Annotated in this window: 14 protein-coding genes and 1 other annotated feature; of the genes, 9 read left to right on the top strand and 5 right to left on the bottom strand. The window is 36.7% G+C overall.

Annotation, left to right across the window (positions count from 1 at the left end; all coding sequences use genetic code 11):
* Nucleotides 1-93: 93 nt before the first annotated feature.
* Complete coding sequence (gene msrA, locus ACZDYH_RS15040; RefSeq protein ID WP_001291883.1) at nt 94-630, bottom strand: peptide-methionine (S)-S-oxide reductase MsrA; 537 nt, start codon at nt 628-630, stop codon at nt 94-96.
* A 90-nt stretch (nt 631-720) separates the two neighbouring features.
* Nucleotides 721-1,479 carry an SDR family oxidoreductase gene (locus ACZDYH_RS15035; protein WP_474886523.1) on the bottom strand — a complete coding sequence of 253 codons (759 nt, stop codon included), beginning with the start codon at nt 1,477-1,479 and terminating at the stop codon, nt 721-723.
* Between the two features lie 545 nt (nt 1,480-2,024).
* Nucleotides 2,025-2,264: a binding site (T-box leader), on the top strand.
* Nucleotides 2,265-2,415: 151 nt separating this feature from the next.
* Between ACZDYH_RS15035 and ilvE the strand changes: the two genes are divergently transcribed.
* From ilvE to ilvA, 6 genes are read left to right on the top strand one after another with little or no spacing between them, the layout of a single operon-like run.
* Nucleotides 2,416-3,315, top strand: a complete 900-nt coding sequence (ilvE, locus tag ACZDYH_RS15030; RefSeq protein WP_016122282.1) for a branched-chain-amino-acid transaminase — start codon at nt 2,416-2,418, stop codon at nt 3,313-3,315.
* Between the two features lie 22 nt (nt 3,316-3,337).
* Nucleotides 3,338-5,053, top strand: a complete 1,716-nt coding sequence (ilvB, locus tag ACZDYH_RS15025; protein WP_002153104.1) for an acetolactate synthase large subunit — start codon at nt 3,338-3,340, stop codon at nt 5,051-5,053.
* Nucleotides 5,050-5,280, top strand: a complete 231-nt coding sequence (locus ACZDYH_RS15020; RefSeq protein ID WP_000019916.1) for an ACT domain-containing protein — start codon at nt 5,050-5,052, stop codon at nt 5,278-5,280. The genes ilvB and ACZDYH_RS15020 overlap by 4 nt, the downstream gene beginning before the upstream one ends.
* Nucleotides 5,281-5,294: 14 nt before the next feature.
* Nucleotides 5,295-6,302: a ketol-acid reductoisomerase gene (gene ilvC / locus ACZDYH_RS15015; RefSeq protein WP_000861137.1), complete on the top strand. Its 1,008-nt coding sequence runs from the start codon at nt 5,295-5,297 to the stop codon at nt 6,300-6,302.
* Between the two features lie 46 nt (nt 6,303-6,348).
* Nucleotides 6,349-8,022 (top strand): dihydroxy-acid dehydratase, encoded by a 1,674-nt coding sequence (ilvD, locus tag ACZDYH_RS15010; RefSeq protein ID WP_001255815.1) that lies wholly within the window; start codon nt 6,349-6,351, stop codon nt 8,020-8,022.
* Between the two features lie 31 nt (nt 8,023-8,053).
* Nucleotides 8,054-9,316: a threonine ammonia-lyase IlvA gene (gene ilvA / locus ACZDYH_RS15005; protein WP_046392610.1), complete on the top strand. Its 1,263-nt coding sequence runs from the start codon at nt 8,054-8,056 to the stop codon at nt 9,314-9,316.
* On the opposite strand, the gene ACZDYH_RS15000 is transcribed toward ilvA, so the two are convergent.
* Nucleotides 9,236-9,484, bottom strand: a complete 249-nt coding sequence (locus tag ACZDYH_RS15000) for a hypothetical protein (RefSeq protein WP_016122285.1) — start codon at nt 9,482-9,484, stop codon at nt 9,236-9,238. The genes ilvA and ACZDYH_RS15000 overlap by 81 nt on opposite strands.
* 52 nt (nt 9,485-9,536) lie before the next feature.
* Nucleotides 9,537-10,640, bottom strand: coding sequence for a CapA family protein (locus tag ACZDYH_RS14995; protein WP_016122286.1), 1,104 nt, complete (start codon nt 10,638-10,640; stop codon nt 9,537-9,539).
* A 203-nt stretch (nt 10,641-10,843) separates the two neighbouring features.
* Here ACZDYH_RS14995 and ACZDYH_RS14990 point away from each other — a divergent pair, with 203 nt between their 5' ends.
* The 3 genes from ACZDYH_RS14990 to ACZDYH_RS14980 all read left to right on the top strand — a co-directional run bounded on the left by ACZDYH_RS14990 (nt 10,844) and on the right by ACZDYH_RS14980 (nt 13,821).
* Nucleotides 10,844-11,560, top strand: coding sequence for a DUF554 domain-containing protein (locus tag ACZDYH_RS14990; RefSeq protein WP_000236032.1), 717 nt, complete (start codon nt 10,844-10,846; stop codon nt 11,558-11,560).
* Between the two features lie 18 nt (nt 11,561-11,578).
* Nucleotides 11,579-12,439, top strand: coding sequence for a GNAT family N-acetyltransferase (locus ACZDYH_RS14985; RefSeq protein ID WP_103597463.1), 861 nt, complete (start codon nt 11,579-11,581; stop codon nt 12,437-12,439).
* A gap of 167 nt (nt 12,440-12,606) precedes the next feature.
* Nucleotides 12,607-13,821 (top strand): multidrug efflux MFS transporter, encoded by a 1,215-nt coding sequence (locus ACZDYH_RS14980; RefSeq protein ID WP_000179302.1) that lies wholly within the window; start codon nt 12,607-12,609, stop codon nt 13,819-13,821.
* 53 nt (nt 13,822-13,874) lie between these two features.
* On the opposite strand, the gene ACZDYH_RS14975 is transcribed toward ACZDYH_RS14980, so the two are convergent.
* Entirely contained in the window at nt 13,875-14,636 is a 762-nt protein-coding gene (locus ACZDYH_RS14975) for a DODA-type extradiol aromatic ring-opening family dioxygenase (RefSeq protein WP_006918225.1), read from the bottom strand.
* Between the last annotated feature and the right edge of the window lie 189 nt (nt 14,637-14,825).

Genomic DNA, 14,825 nt, shown 5'->3' with positions numbered 1-14,825 from the left:
CTTTGGTCACTAACAGCAATTGTTCTGTTAATTGTATGGTACTTTTATCAAAAATAAAAACGCAACGTACTAAAAAAGCACGATGCGTTTTTATTATTTTTTTTGCCAATTTTCTTTTATAAAGTCTTCACGCCCAGATTCTTTTTGCTCAGTAGCATATTTCTCTGGATTCTTTTTATAGAAATGTTGGTGGTATTCCTCTGCTTCGTAAAAAGGTGCAGCAGGACGAATTTCAGTCACGATTGGATCTTTAAACATACCGCTTTCTGCAAGAGCTTGTTTTGATTTTTCAGCAAGCCCTTTTTGTGTTTCGTTATGGTAAAAAATAGCGGTACGATAAGATGGACCACGGTCAAAAAATTGTCCGCCATCGTCAGTTGGATCGATTTGTGGCCAATATAAGTCTAGTAATTTCTGATAAGGAAAAATAGAAGGATCGAATGTAATTTGAACAACTTCTAAATGTCCAGATGTTCCAGCTTTTACTTGTTCATATGTTGGATTTTCTACATGACCTCCTGCATAGCCAGAAAGTACTTTATGAATACCAGGAAGTTCATCAAATGGTTTTACCATGCACCAAAAGCAACCGCCTGCGAAGGTTGCGAGTTCGTATGTTTTTTCGGACATTGCTGTAATCCTCCTAAATGTATATGTTTTATATAGTATTATATAAATTGTTTTATTGCGCAATAAAAAAGATTTGAAAATATATGTTTTTTATAAACAAGATCCTCCGCTCACATCAATTAATTGTCCAGTAACCCAGCGGCTGTCTGGAGAAGCAAGAAATGCAGCAGTATCGGCAATGTCCTCTACTTCACCTAAGCGATTGAAAGCGGAAATAGTAGTAGCGTACTGCTTCATCATTGGGTCGCTCAAGAGTTCTGCATTCATATCTGTTTTAATAAATCCTGGAAGTATTGCATTCACCGTTATTCCTCGTGCTCCAAGCTGTTTTCCTAGCGTAAAAGTCATTGTATTAATAGCGCCTTTCGTCATACTATATGCAACAAAATCAGGTAAAGAAATGCGGGTGGCAGCGGATGAAATATTAATAATTCGGCTATTGTCACGTAAACGTGGTAGTGCTAGTTGAATGATAAAGAATGGAGCTTTTGCATTTACTGAAACCATTCTATCAAAAAACTGTTCAGTCGTTTCTTCAATAAAAGCACCAGGACCAATGCCAGCATTGTTTATTAAAATATCAAATTGTGTTTCACCAGTGCGCTTTTGTAATTCAGTATCTAAAGCGTTATAAAGGTTTTCTACACCGTGTAAGGATTCTAGATTTGCGCCGATAGAAAAAGCTTGGCCACCATCTGATCGAATTTCATGAACAGTTTCTTCAGCGTCATCTTTTCGACTACCGTAATGAACAGCAACCAATGCACCGTCATTTGCTAAACGTTTAGCGATCGCTCGTCCAATTCCTCGGCTTGCTCCTGTAACTAACGCTACTTTCCCTTTTAACATAGTTTCCTCATCTCCTCATAAACTTTATAAGCTTTTCTTTATGTAGTAATGCAAACATACTTAAGTAATATATGAGTGTATGTAAGTAATGCATTCCAATTTTGATTTGAGAAAAAATAAATAGAATGAATTTTGATTTTTTTGAAAAAACATATTGACAATGAAAAGAACAACGTCCTATAATACGTGTAACAAATAAAAGTTAATTAAGAATTTTCTAACTTTATATGTTGTATATGCAAAGAAGAGGAAAGTAGATGATTATGATCGTTTCAGAGAGCTACTCCAAGGCTGTGAGGGTAGTAACAATCGAATCATTGAAGATCACCTCGGAGCATCGCTTGCGAAAGGGAAACTGAGTAGAGGGCGGCGGCATCGTCTCCGGTAAAAGGACGGAGGTCTGATTGGACCTACAAAGCTTATATTTCGTGAGAAGTATAAGGAAGCTGAGTGGTAACGCGAAACTCTCGCCTCAGCAATCAAAGCTACTAAATTGTAGTAGTTGATTGCTGAGGCGAGAGTTTTTATTTTTAAAAATAGAAGAAGAGAATGCGTAGAAGAGGAGAGTAAATGATAAAGATTGTTTCAGAGAGCTGCCTCGAGGCTGTGAGGGTGGTAACAATTCACTCATTGAAAATCACCTTGGAGCACTACTTTTGAAAACTAGTAAAAAGTAGCGGGGTTGTTCCCGATAGAAAAACAAAAGTCTAATTGGACTTGCAGAGCTTATATTTCGTGAGAAGTATAAGGAAGCTGAGTGGTACCACGATTCCCTCGTCTCAGCAATGGATTGCTACAAGTATGTAAATAATCGATTGTTGAGACGAGTATATTTTTAAGGTTTATATACTGAATATTCTGTTAAAAATACTCATCTCAGCAATCGATGTAGAAATAGATTGCAAAAAATAGAGAAAAAAAGAGGAGCGATGTGAGATGGGAAACCAGTACATTTACATGAATGGGGAATTTGTAGAAAAAGAAAAGGCAGTTGTTTCAGTATATGATCACGGTTTTTTATACGGAGACGGTGTATTTGAAGGGATTCGTAGTTACGGAGGAAATGTATTTTGTTTAAAAGAACATGTGAAACGATTGTATGAATCAGCGAAATCTATTTTACTAACAATTCCAATGACGGTAGAAGAAATGGAAGAAGCAGTTTTACATACACTCCAAAAAAACGAATATACTGATGCTTACATTCGCTTAATTGTCTCAAGAGGAAAAGGTGACTTAGGGCTCGATCCGAGAAGTTGTGTGAAGCCGAGCGTAATTATCATTGCAGAACAATTAAAGTTATTCCCACAAGAATTTTATGATAATGGGCTAAGCGTTGTATCTGTTGCATCAAGACGTAATACGCCAGATGCGTTAGATCCACGTATTAAGTCAATGAATTATTTAAATAACGTACTTGTAAAAATTGAAGCAGCACAAGCAGGAGTGTTAGAGGCTCTTATGTTAAATCAACAAGGATATGTTTGTGAAGGTTCTGGCGATAATGTTTTCGTTGTGAAAGATGGAAAAGTGCTAACCCCGCCATCCTATTTAGGAGCATTAGAAGGTATTACGAGAAATAGTGTTATCGAGCTATGTGAACGACTGAATATTCCGTGTGAGGAAAGACCATTCACTCGCCATGATGTATATGTAGCGGATGAAGTATTTTTAACAGGAACAGCAGCGGAGTTAATTCCAGTTGTAAAAGTTGATTCGAGAGAAATTGGAGATGGGAAACCAGGAAGTGTAACGAAACAATTGACCGAAGAATTTAAAAAATTAACGAGAGAAAGAGGAGTACGTGTTCCTGGGCTGACGGAAAGCTTAGCATAAATAAGGAGAGGAGTTAATGGAAATGAAGCAGCAGTATACAGCGTATGAGAAGTTACAGTATGAAGAAATGACAGGCGCTGGGCACGTGATTCAATGTTTGAAGAAATTGGGTGTAACGACCGTTTTCGGCTATCCAGGCGGAGCGATTTTACCAGTATACGATGCGTTATACGAAAGTGGTTTGAAACATGTTTTAACTCGTCATGAGCAAGCTGCCATTCATGCGGCTGAAGGATATGCGAGAGCTTCTGGAAAGGTCGGGGTAGTCTTTGCTACCTCTGGCCCAGGGGCGACAAATTTAGTTACGGGTTTAGCAGACGCTTATATGGATTCGATTCCTTTAGTTGTCATTACCGGGCAAGTTGCAACGCCTTTAATTGGTAAAGATGGATTTCAAGAAGCGGATGTTGTCGGAATTACAGTACCTGTTACGAAGCATAATTACCAGGTTCGTGATGTGAATCATGTATCACGAATTGTGCAAGAAGCTTTTTACATCGCCAAAAGCGGGCGCCCGGGACCAGTATTAATTGATATTCCAAAAGATGTTCAAAATGCAAAAGTCACCAGTTTCTTTAATGAAGAAGTTGATATTCCGGGGTACAAACCAGAACTTGTACCAGACAGCATGAAACTTAGAGAGGTGGCTAAAGCAATTTCAAAATCTAAGCGTCCACTTCTTTATATTGGAGGAGGTGTCATTCATTCAGGTGGATCCGATGAACTCTTCGAATTCGCAAGGGAGAACCGTATTCCAGTCGTTTCAACTTTAATGGGACTTGGTGCATATCCACCGGATGATCCATTGTTTCTAGGGATGCTTGGTATGCATGGGACATACGCTGCTAATATGGCGGTAACAGAATGTGATTTACTACTTGCATTAGGTGTTCGCTTCGATGATCGTGTAACAGGAAAATTAGAACTTTTTTCTCCAAACTCGAAAAAAGTACATATTGATATTGATTCTTCTGAGTTTCATAAAAATGTAACTGTAGAACATCCGATTGTTGGTGATGTAAAAAAAGCGTTACACATGCTGTTACATATGTCTATTTATACACAAACAGACGAATGGCTTCAGAAAGTAAAGACATGGAAAGAAGAATATCCACTTTCTTATAAGCAAAAAGAATCTGAGTTAAAACCACAGCACGTGATCAACTTAGTAAGTGAATTAACGAATGGTGAAGCGATTGTCACAACAGAAGTAGGTCAGCATCAAATGTGGGCTGCTCACTTCTATAAAGCAAGAAAACCTCGGACGTTCCTTACCTCTGGAGGATTAGGAACGATGGGGTTTGGTTTTCCAGCAGCAATTGGTGCTCAGCTAGCTAAAAAAGAAGAACTTGTCATTTGTATTGCAGGTGACGCTTCTTTTCAAATGAACATTCAAGAACTACAAACAATTGCTGAAAATAATATCCCTGTAAAAGTATTTATCATAAATAACAAATTTTTAGGGATGGTAAGGCAATGGCAAGAAATGTTTTATGAAAATCGTTTATCAGAGTCAAAAATTGGATCACCAGATTTTGTGAAAGTAGCAGAAGCTTATGGAGTAAAGGGATTAAGAGCAACAAATTCAACCGAGGCGAAACAAGTGATGTTAGAAGCATTTGCTCACGAAGGTCCTGTCGTAGTTGATTTTTGTGTAGAAGAAGGTGAAAACGTATTTCCGATGGTTCCGCCAAACAAAGGAAATAACGAAATGATTATGAAGAGGTGGGAAGAATGAGTCATACTTTTTCACTCGTTATTCATAACGAGCCAAGTGTCTTATTACGTATAAGTGGGATTTTTGCTCGGCGTGGTTATTATATTTCTTCTTTACATTTAAACGAAAGAGATACTAGTGGTGTTTCTGAAATGAAACTCACAGCAGTTTGTACTGAAAATGAAGCGACATTACTTGTTAGTCAGTTGAAAAAATTAATTGATGTTCTGCAAGTAAATAAATTATAAGGAGTGTATGGAATATGAAAACATATTATGAAAAAGATGCAAATGTAGAGTTATTACAAGGGAAAACTGTTGCAGTAATTGGTTATGGATCACAAGGGCATGCGCAAGCACAAAATTTACGTGATTCTGGTGTAGAAGTAGTAGTTGGTGTTCGTCCTGGTAAGTCGTATGAAGTAGCGAAAGCGGATGGGTTTGAAGTAATGTCTGTTTCAGAAGCGGTTCGAACCGCACAAGTTGTACAAATGTTATTGCCAGATGAACAGCAAGCACATGTATATAAATCAGAAGTAGAAGAGAATCTCCGTGAAGGACAAATGTTACTTTTCTCACATGGATTTAACATTCACTTCGGCCAAATTAATCCGCCAAGTTACGTAGATGTAGCAATGGTTGCGCCAAAAAGTCCAGGTCATCTCGTTCGCCGTGTATATCAAGAAGGAAATGGTGTTCCGGCATTAGTCGCAGTGCATCAAGATGCGACGGGAACAGCGCTACATGTAGCATTAGCGTATGCAAAAGGTGTAGGTTGTACACGGGCGGGTGTAATTGAAACGACATTCCAAGAAGAAACCGAAACGGATTTATTCGGTGAGCAAGCTGTACTTTGCGGCGGGGTAACTGCACTTGTGAAGGCCGGGTTCGAAACGTTAACGGAAGGTGGATATCGCCCTGAAATTGCATACTTTGAATGTTTGCATGAATTAAAGCTAATTGTTGACTTAATGTACGAAGGTGGATTAACGACTATGCGCCATTCTATTTCAGATACGGCAGAGTTTGGAGATTATGTAACAGGATCGAGAATTGTTACAGATGAAACGAAGAAGGAAATGAAGCGTGTTTTGACAGAAATTCAGCAAGGTGAATTTGCGAAGAAATGGATTTTAGAAAATCAAGCAGGGCGTCCGACGTATAACGCAATGAAAAAAGCAGAGCAAAATCATCAATTAGAAAAAGTGGGAGCAGAGCTTCGTGAAATGATGAGTTGGATTCATGCACCGAAAGAATTAGTAAAGAAATAGAGTAAGAGAGTATAAATGAAAAATATGTAAGAGGGGATTTGACAAGATGAGAAGTGACATGATTAAAAAAGGTTTTGATAAAGCGCCGCACCGTAGTTTATTAAAAGCAACTGGTTTGAAAGATGAAGATTTTGATAAACCTTTTATAGCGATTTGTAATTCTTTTATTGAAATTATTCCAGGGCATAAACACTTGAACGAGTTTGGGAAACTTGTAAAAGAGGCAGTTCGTGCGGCAGGTATGGTACCATTCGAATTCAATACAATTGGAGTTGACGATGGTATTGCGATGGGGCATATTGGTATGCGTTATTCTCTTCCGAGTCGTGAAATAATTGCAGATTCAGTAGAAACGGTTGTAAATGCACACTGGTTTGACGGCATGATTTGTATCCCAAACTGTGACAAAATTACACCAGGTATGATGATGGCTGCACTACGTATTAATATTCCGACTGTGTTTGTTTCAGGCGGCCCGATGGCAGCAGGAAAAACATCTAAAGGAGAAGTTGTTGATCTGAGTTCCGTTTTTGAAGGAGTAGGAGCTTATCAATCTGGGAAAATTTCAGAAGAAGAATTAAAAGATATTGAAGATCATGGCTGTCCATCTTGTGGATCTTGTTCGGGTATGTTTACCGCGAACTCTATGAATTGTTTATGTGAAGTGTTAGGTTTAGCTCTTCCTGGTAACGGGAGTATTTTAGCAATTGATCCAAGACGTGAAGAGTTAATTAAACAAGCAGCAGAGAAATTGAAAATTTTAATTGAAAGAGATATTAAACCAAGAGACATTGTAACGGAAGAAGCAATTGATGATGCGTTTGCGCTTGATATGGCGATGGGCGGTTCAACAAATACAGTGTTGCATACATTGGCGCTCGCGCAAGAGGCTGGATTAGATTACGATATGAACCGTATTGATGCCGTTTCAAGACGTGTACCACATTTATGTAAAGTAAGCCCTGCTTCCAATTGGCATATGGAAGATATTGATCGTGCGGGCGGGATTAGTGCAATTTTGAAAGAGATGAGCCGGAAAGAAGGAGTACTTCATCTTGATCGAATAACTGCTACGGGGCAAACATTAAGAGAAAATATTGCTGAGGCAGAGATTAAAGATAAGGAAGTTATTCACTCTCTTGAAAACCCTCATAGTGAGGAAGGAGGATTGCGTATATTAAAAGGCAACCTTGCGAAAGATGGAGCGGTTATTAAAAGCGGTGCAACAGAAGTAAAGCGTTTTGAAGGACCTTGCGTTATTTTTAATTCACAAGATGAGGCACTTGCTGGCATTATGCTTGGGAAAGTGAAAAAAGGAGATGTAGTTGTCATTCGTTATGAAGGACCAAGAGGTGGCCCTGGTATGCCAGAAATGTTAGCACCAACATCAGCAATTGCTGGAATGGGATTAGGTGCTGAGGTTGCATTATTAACGGATGGACGTTTCTCTGGAGCTTCACGTGGAATTTCAGTAGGACATATTTCACCAGAAGCAGCAGCGGGCGGGATGATTGCACTTCTTGAACAAGGGGATATTGTATGTATTGATGTTGAAGAACGTTTGTTAGAAGTAAGAGTGAGTGATGAGGAATTAGAAAAGCGTAAAAAAGAATGGAAACGACCAGAACCGAAAGTGAAAACTGGCTGGCTTGGACGTTATGCACAAATGGTAACATCGGCGAATACAGGGGCTGTTCTGAAAATCCCAAATTTTGATTGAGCCAATTTAAAAGAGATAAGGATGATATATAATGGTGCAAAAGGTAAAGGAGAGAGTGAAAATTGAAGATATCTTAATGGCTCATAATTGCATGAAAGATATCGTTATTAAAACACCGTTACAACGTGATACAGTTTTATCTGAGAAATATGATTGTGACGTTTATGTAAAACGAGAAGACTTACAATTAATTCGCTCTTTCAAAATTCGTGGTGCATACAATTTGATTCAAAGTTTACCGAAAGAAAAGTTACAAAACGGTGTTGTTTGTGCAAGTGCTGGTAATCATGCGCAAGGAGTTGCTTATACATGTAATTTATTGAAGATTCCGTCGAAAATATTTATGCCCACAACAACACCGAAACAAAAAGTATCACAAGTACAATTTTTCGGTGGTGATTTCGCAGAGATTGTATTAGTTGGTGATACATTCGATAGCTCTTTCCAAGAAGCACAGTGTTATTGTGAAGAAAATAGAATGACATTTGTTCATCCGTTTGATGATCCGTATGTCGTTGCTGGTCAAGGGACAGTGGCAGTTGAAATTATGCATGATATGGAGAAACCGGTTGATTATATCTTTACAGCAATCGGTGGTGGTGGATTAGCATCAGGTGTTGGTACATATGTAAAAGGTGTTAGTCCTACTACAAAGGTTATTGGTGTAGAACCGATGGGAGCTGCATCTATGAAAGAGGCTTTTCTTCAAAATGATAATGTCGCATTAGAGAAAATAGATAGTTTTGTTGATGGGGCAGCGGTTAAAAAGGTAGGAAAGTTAACTTTTGAAACTTGTAAAGATGTAATTGATGACATTGTTTTAGTACCAGAGGGAAAAGTTTGTACGACGATTTTAGAACTGTATAAGAAAAATGCGATTGTAGCTGAACCGGCTGGTGCACTCTCTATTGCAGCACTTGATTTATACAGGGATGAAATAAAAGGTAAAACAGTTGTATGTACGCTAAGTGGTGGAAATAATGATATTGATAGAATGCAAGAAATGAAAGAGCGTTCGCTCATTTATGAAGGACTGAAACATTACTTTATCATTGAATTTCCGCAACGTTCAGGTGCGCTAAGAGAATTTCTTGATAAAGGATTAGGACCAGAAGATGACATTACGCGCTTTGAGTATATTAAGAAACATAATAAAGAAAATGGTCCAGCATTAGTCGGAGTAGAATTAAAACATAAAGGAGATTATGAGCAATTAATTACTCGCTTTAAAGAAAATAATATTCAATTTATGGAGCTTAATAAAAACCCTGTTTTGTTTGATTTGCTTATTTAATAGAAGGGAAGAGTTAGCATCTAAATAAAAAAGATAGATACAAGCGAGGAAATATAGTGCTTGTTCTATCTTTTTTATAGTTAAACTAGAACATAAAAGTAGAACTGCTATAGACATTTTATAAATATTCTCTAACAAACTTACATTTTCTAATAAGTCTTTCAGCATGTTTATCACCTATTCTGTAAAGTATATTACAGAGAAATAGATCTTGAACTGTCTAGTTTCGTTTGTTTTTTATTTTCCCTGTATCATCAATTTCTACATCAGTTGAAATTGTTTGTAAATATTGAAGAGCTTTTTTCTTTTCTTCCTCATTTACAGGGGAAACTTGGTTGTTGCGAATGATATAAGGATTGAATGACATTTGGACATCCTTTCCTTTAAAAGTTAAAGTTAATACGCCAGTTTCAGCGCTTTTCCCATTCACATAACTCGGGAATAAAAAGTTACCTAATGAGTAAGCGATAGGAACTTTATTATAATACTCAAACCCTTGTAACCAATGTGGATGGCTTCCGACAATTGCGTTAGCTCCTGCTTCAACCATTTTAGGTACATATTGCTTTTGGTATTCTACCGGACGATTTGATTTTTCAACGCCCCAATGCATATAGACGATTAAATAGTCTGCATCTTGTTTTTGTTCTTTAATTGTTTTTGTTACAAGATTTAAATCATAGCCATTCGCAACGCCAGGTTTATTCTCACCAGCTACCCAATTAGAATCAGGCATAAATCGAACGAAGGAAAGAAATTTAAATTTTTTCCCTTTTACGGTCATTTCTCGTGCTGTATATGCATCTTTCGCATTTTTTCCGGCTCCAGTGTAAGGGAACTTTAATTTTTCTACGTGAGAAATCGTATCTAATAATCCATCTTGCCCATAATCAAGTGTGTGGTTATTCCCAATATTTACGATGTCATATCCAGTGTTTTTAATAGCTTGTAGTGTAGATGGATCACTTTTAATCCAAAACAGTTGCCCAGGTGCTTTCTTTTCTTTCGTTGTAAATGCCGACTCTAAATTCACAAAAGAAATATCAGCTTTTTTTATTTCTTCTTTTACATGTTGGAATGGGTAATCAGCCCCATTCTTTTCGATTATAGGACGTAATTGCCAATCAAACATTGTATCACCAGAGAAGGTGAGTGTGATTTCTTGGTCTTCTATTTTCTTTTCGCTTTTTGAAGCGGTTTTACTAGATTTGTTTTGCAAATCGGGTTTGTCTTTTGCTTTTGAAATAAAAGAGTAATTGATTAATAAAACAATCGGTGTAATGAAAAAGGCTATTAACAAAAATCGTTTTAGTAAAGTTTTCATATATACCTTCCCTTTTAATATTATCCCGCAATTAAATTAACACTGAATCTATTAAAGGTAATTAAAGTTACAAAAAATAGCGGGTTATGTAGTGGAAAACATTTGTTAATATTCTCAATATTAAGTTAACATATAGATAACCTGTAAATCAATGTGTAAACCAAAATATAGAAATAAAGAATTCGAAGGGTGAAGAATGAGAAATGGTTATATTAGGAGCAGTTGTAAATGGGATTTGTATTATATTTGGTACTTTACTTGGTAAATTATTTAGTAGGATTCCAGAAAGTATGAAAGGGACGATAATGCACGCAATCGGTTTAGCGGTTACTGTGCTTGGGCTTCAAATGGCATTAAAAAGTGAAAACTTTCTTGTTGTCATACTGAGTTTAGTGATTGGTACGGTAATTGGAGAATGGTTACAATTAGAAGAAAAGTTAAAACATTTAGGGGATTGGCTAGAAAATAAAGTTGGATCGAAAGGGAAAGGTAGCATATCAGAAGGTTTTGTAACAGCTACTTTAATTTTTGCAATTGGCGCGATGGGGATACTTGGTGCACTTGACAGTGGGATTCGCGGAAATCATGATATTTTATTTACAAAGGCGATTATCGATGGATTTATTTCTATTATATTAACGACAACTCTAGGAATTGGCGTAGTATTTTCGGCGATTCCAGTTGTTTTATATGAAGGTGGTATTGCAGTTTTTGCAACACAAATTAATAGTTTTGTCTCGAAAGAATTAATGAACCAATTTATAGTGGAGATGACGGCTACGGGCGGCATTATGATATCTGCTATTGGATTGAACTTACTTAGTATTATTAAAATCAAGGTGGCAAATTTACTTCCAGGTATATTGGTAGTGGGTGTAATTGTTTCAATTATTTATGGTTACGGTTTGTTAGTAAATTAGTAGAGGATGGAAACACATATGGAGGAATTTCAATTTACAAAACGTGTGCATAAAATATTGGAGATTGCAGCAAAAGAGAGTGAGTATAACATAATTCACCCAGTCCATCTGTTTATAGGTATGTGTAAAGAAGGTACAGGAGTTTGCGCTGAGTTATTTATGTATTTGTTTCACAAAGTCGGTCCAGATTTTTTAGAAAAACTTTCGTTACGAAAACAATTCGATTTACATAATCAAGAGTATAAAAAAATAGGGCAATATAAACTATCTTATAAGGCGATAGAAATTTTACAAATAGCGAAGAAACGTATGGAACGCTTTCAGCAAGTAGTAGTAAATGAAGGACATGTTATGTATGCATTATTTCGTGTAGATACAAATATTGGTGGATTTATACATACACAAATGCAAAAAGATATATTACGTATTACAGCTGCACCGAGAGACTTAGCGGTTGATTTAAATCGTTTTAAAGCTATTTATAATACATTATTTTGTCATGTAAGAAGAGTTAGTCCTTCTGATTTTGATAAGTTATCACGATTTGTAGTGGATGAATTTGGTGAACGGTGGTTACAGTCGATTGATTATGGATTTCGGACATATAACGAAAAGTTACCTATCTATATTGCACAGCAGGAGGAAGTAATAGTTGGTTTCGCCTGTTACGATGTAGTGAGAGGAAAGAAAGGCTTGTTTGGTCCAATGGGCATAGCGAAACAAAATCGTGTGAAAGGTGTAGGAAAAGAATTATTGCATCATTGTTTATATAATATGAAGCAAGATGGATATGAATATGCGATTATTGGACAAGCAGGTCCCATTGAGTTTTACGAGAGAAATTGTAATGCTCGTTTAATACCGATAGATAATAAGTAACCAACTTCATATAGAGGAGTTGGTTTTATTATGAAAATGATGTAGAGATGTAGTGGTTTTTACTAGAAAATAGCGGGTTTTGTAGTAAATCTTGCATATAAAGCAAATTACTAAACTTTTTACAAGAAAGGGTGTAGAATGGGTATCTAAAGAAAGAAGGTGTGAAAATGGCCAGCTGGAAACGGAATTTAATGATTTGTTGGCTAGGTTGTTTTACCACTGCAGCCGGTATGAGTTTAGTAATTCCTTTCTTATCTTTTTATATTGAGGAATTAGGAGTAACTGGCACTTCAAGCATTGCACAGTGGTCGGGACTTGCATTTGGTGTAACATTTTTAATGGGTGCGATCGTATCGCCAATATGGGGAAAGCTTGGTGATATACATGGACGGAAATTGATGCTTATTCGTGCTAGCCTCGGTATGGCGATTATTATGACGCTTATGGGGTTTGTAACGGATGTGTATCAACTAGTCGCACTAAGATTTTTAATGGGAGCAGTATCTGGTTTCCTTTCAACAGCGATGACATTTATTGCAGCAGAAACTCCGAAAGAACATTCAGGTTGGGCGATTTCCACAATTTCAACTGGTGGTGTGAGCGGTTCGTTACTTGGCCCGTTACTTGGAGGTTATTTGTCTGAGTTAATTGGAATGCGTCATGTCTTTCTTGTTACAGGAGCTTTTTTATTCCTTTCCTTTCTCATCGTTTTTTTCTTCTTGCATGAAGAAAATCACTCTGCTCAAGCAAAAAAAACACAGCCGAAAAAAGTATGGACGATGGTCCCAGCGAAGCATTTAATTATTAGTTTATTTGTAACAACATTTATTATTCAACTTGCTAATATGTCAGTTCAACCAATTGTTACATTGTACGTGAAAAATTTAGTAGGTCCTCATACTGCACATATTGAAACAATTGCGGGTGCAGTTATGTCAGCGACAGGATTAGCAGTTATTTTGGCAGCACCAAGACTAGGAAGATTATCAGATCATATCGGTCCTCAAAAAACGTTAGTTGTAGCGTTGTTTGCAGCTGGAATTATTTTTATCCCGCAAGCATTTGTAACCTCAGCTTGGCAACTATTAATTCTTCGATTTTTATTAGGTATCGCACAAGCAGGATTATTGCCTTCCGTACAAACTCTACTAAAACAACATACACCAACCCATGTTACGGGACGAATATTTGGATATAATCAGTCGTTTCAGTTTTTAGGAAATATGATTGGGCCAGTGCTCGGGGGACAAATTGCAGCGCATGCAGGCTTCCAATATGTTTTCCTCTCTACATCATCACTATTATTTATTGCGTGTATTTGGGTTTATTTTCATAATAAGAACGAAGAAGTATCAGAGAAACAACGTTTGGAAGTTAGTTAACTAAGTGAATGAAAAAGAAAAAGGATGAAGCAACATGTGCTTCATCCTTTTCTTTAAAATCGAAGACAAAGATAACTTAATGTACCAAGCTCGTAACTACGGTGAATGACTTCACCGCTATTTTCACTACTTCCCATAGCGATAAATAAAGGAACAAAATGTTCTGCTCTTGGTACTGCTAATTGTGCATGAGGAGCATTTTTCTCCCAATTAAACAATGCATCTTTATCGTTATTCTGCATATGTTTAATAATCCAATCATCAAATTCAATTGCCCATTTTTCAGGTGTAGTTTGATTCCATTTCAGTGCTCGTAAATTATGAACGGTAACGCCACTCCCGATTACTAAAATATCTTCTTGTCCGAGTCCTTTAAGTGCTTCTCCAATTTCAAATTGTTCTTTTGCAGAAAGGAATGGATTGACTGATATTTGCACGACAGGAATATTTGCTTCTGGATACATGCGGTGCAGGAGTGTCCATGAACCATGATCTAAACCTCTCGTCATATTATGATGGACTGAAATACCTTTGTTCTTAAATTTTGTTTCTAAAATAGATGCAATATGAGAAGAGCCTTTCGCACGATATTTGATTTCGTATAACTCAGGGGGAAAACCTCCAAAATCATAAATTGTTTCATACTCGTTATCTGATGAGGAAATCGTTAATACTTCACTTTCCCAGTGAGCAGTGAAAATAACAATTGCTTTCGGTTTATATGTTTCTCCAAGTATTTTTAAAAATCGTGTATAGTCTGTATCTTGAATAGCGAGCATAGGCGAACCATGTGCTAAAAATAATGATGGCATCATAATAGTAGAAACCTCCTAAAAATTATATAATTACTTTATGTAAGTAACTATATAATTTTATTTTGAATTCGTCAAGAGATTAGTTTAAAAGCAAGTCTGAAAAATACATCATTTGTCATAATGAAAGCAATTACATATAATATAAAATAAGAAAAGTGAATGGATATTCATTTTCTTAAAGCTATACAT

The sequence above is a fragment of the Bacillus sp. EB V-12 genome (assembly GCF_056158125.1).
This window is presented reverse-complemented; position numbering and strand designations above follow the sequence as displayed.

What these genes read in the sequence shown, in the direction of transcription:
- msrA (WP_001291883.1), bottom strand. Translation starts at nt 630, where the DNA reads ATGTCCGAAAAAACATACGAACTCGCAACCTTCGCAGGCGGTTGCTTT.
- ACZDYH_RS15035 (WP_474886523.1), bottom strand. Translation starts at nt 1,479, where the DNA reads ATGTTAAAAGGGAAAGTAGCGTTAGTTACAGGAGCAAGCCGAGGAATT.
- ilvE (WP_016122282.1), top strand. Translation starts at nt 2,416, where the DNA reads ATGGGAAACCAGTACATTTACATGAATGGGGAATTTGTAGAAAAAGAA.
- ilvB (WP_002153104.1), top strand. Translation starts at nt 3,338, where the DNA reads ATGAAGCAGCAGTATACAGCGTATGAGAAGTTACAGTATGAAGAAATG.
- ACZDYH_RS15020 (WP_000019916.1), top strand. Translation starts at nt 5,050, where the DNA reads ATGAGTCATACTTTTTCACTCGTTATTCATAACGAGCCAAGTGTCTTA.
- ilvC (WP_000861137.1), top strand. Translation starts at nt 5,295, where the DNA reads ATGAAAACATATTATGAAAAAGATGCAAATGTAGAGTTATTACAAGGG.
- ilvD (WP_001255815.1), top strand. Translation starts at nt 6,349, where the DNA reads ATGAGAAGTGACATGATTAAAAAAGGTTTTGATAAAGCGCCGCACCGT.
- ilvA (WP_046392610.1), top strand. Translation starts at nt 8,054, where the DNA reads ATGGTGCAAAAGGTAAAGGAGAGAGTGAAAATTGAAGATATCTTAATG.
- ACZDYH_RS15000 (WP_016122285.1), bottom strand. Translation starts at nt 9,484, where the DNA reads ATGCTGAAAGACTTATTAGAAAATGTAAGTTTGTTAGAGAATATTTAT.
- ACZDYH_RS14995 (WP_016122286.1), bottom strand. Translation starts at nt 10,640, where the DNA reads ATGAAAACTTTACTAAAACGATTTTTGTTAATAGCCTTTTTCATTACA.
- ACZDYH_RS14990 (WP_000236032.1), top strand. Translation starts at nt 10,844, where the DNA reads ATGGTTATATTAGGAGCAGTTGTAAATGGGATTTGTATTATATTTGGT.
- ACZDYH_RS14985 (WP_103597463.1), top strand. Translation starts at nt 11,579, where the DNA reads ATGGAGGAATTTCAATTTACAAAACGTGTGCATAAAATATTGGAGATT.
- ACZDYH_RS14980 (WP_000179302.1), top strand. Translation starts at nt 12,607, where the DNA reads ATGGCCAGCTGGAAACGGAATTTAATGATTTGTTGGCTAGGTTGTTTT.
- ACZDYH_RS14975 (WP_006918225.1), bottom strand. Translation starts at nt 14,636, where the DNA reads ATGATGCCATCATTATTTTTAGCACATGGTTCGCCTATGCTCGCTATT.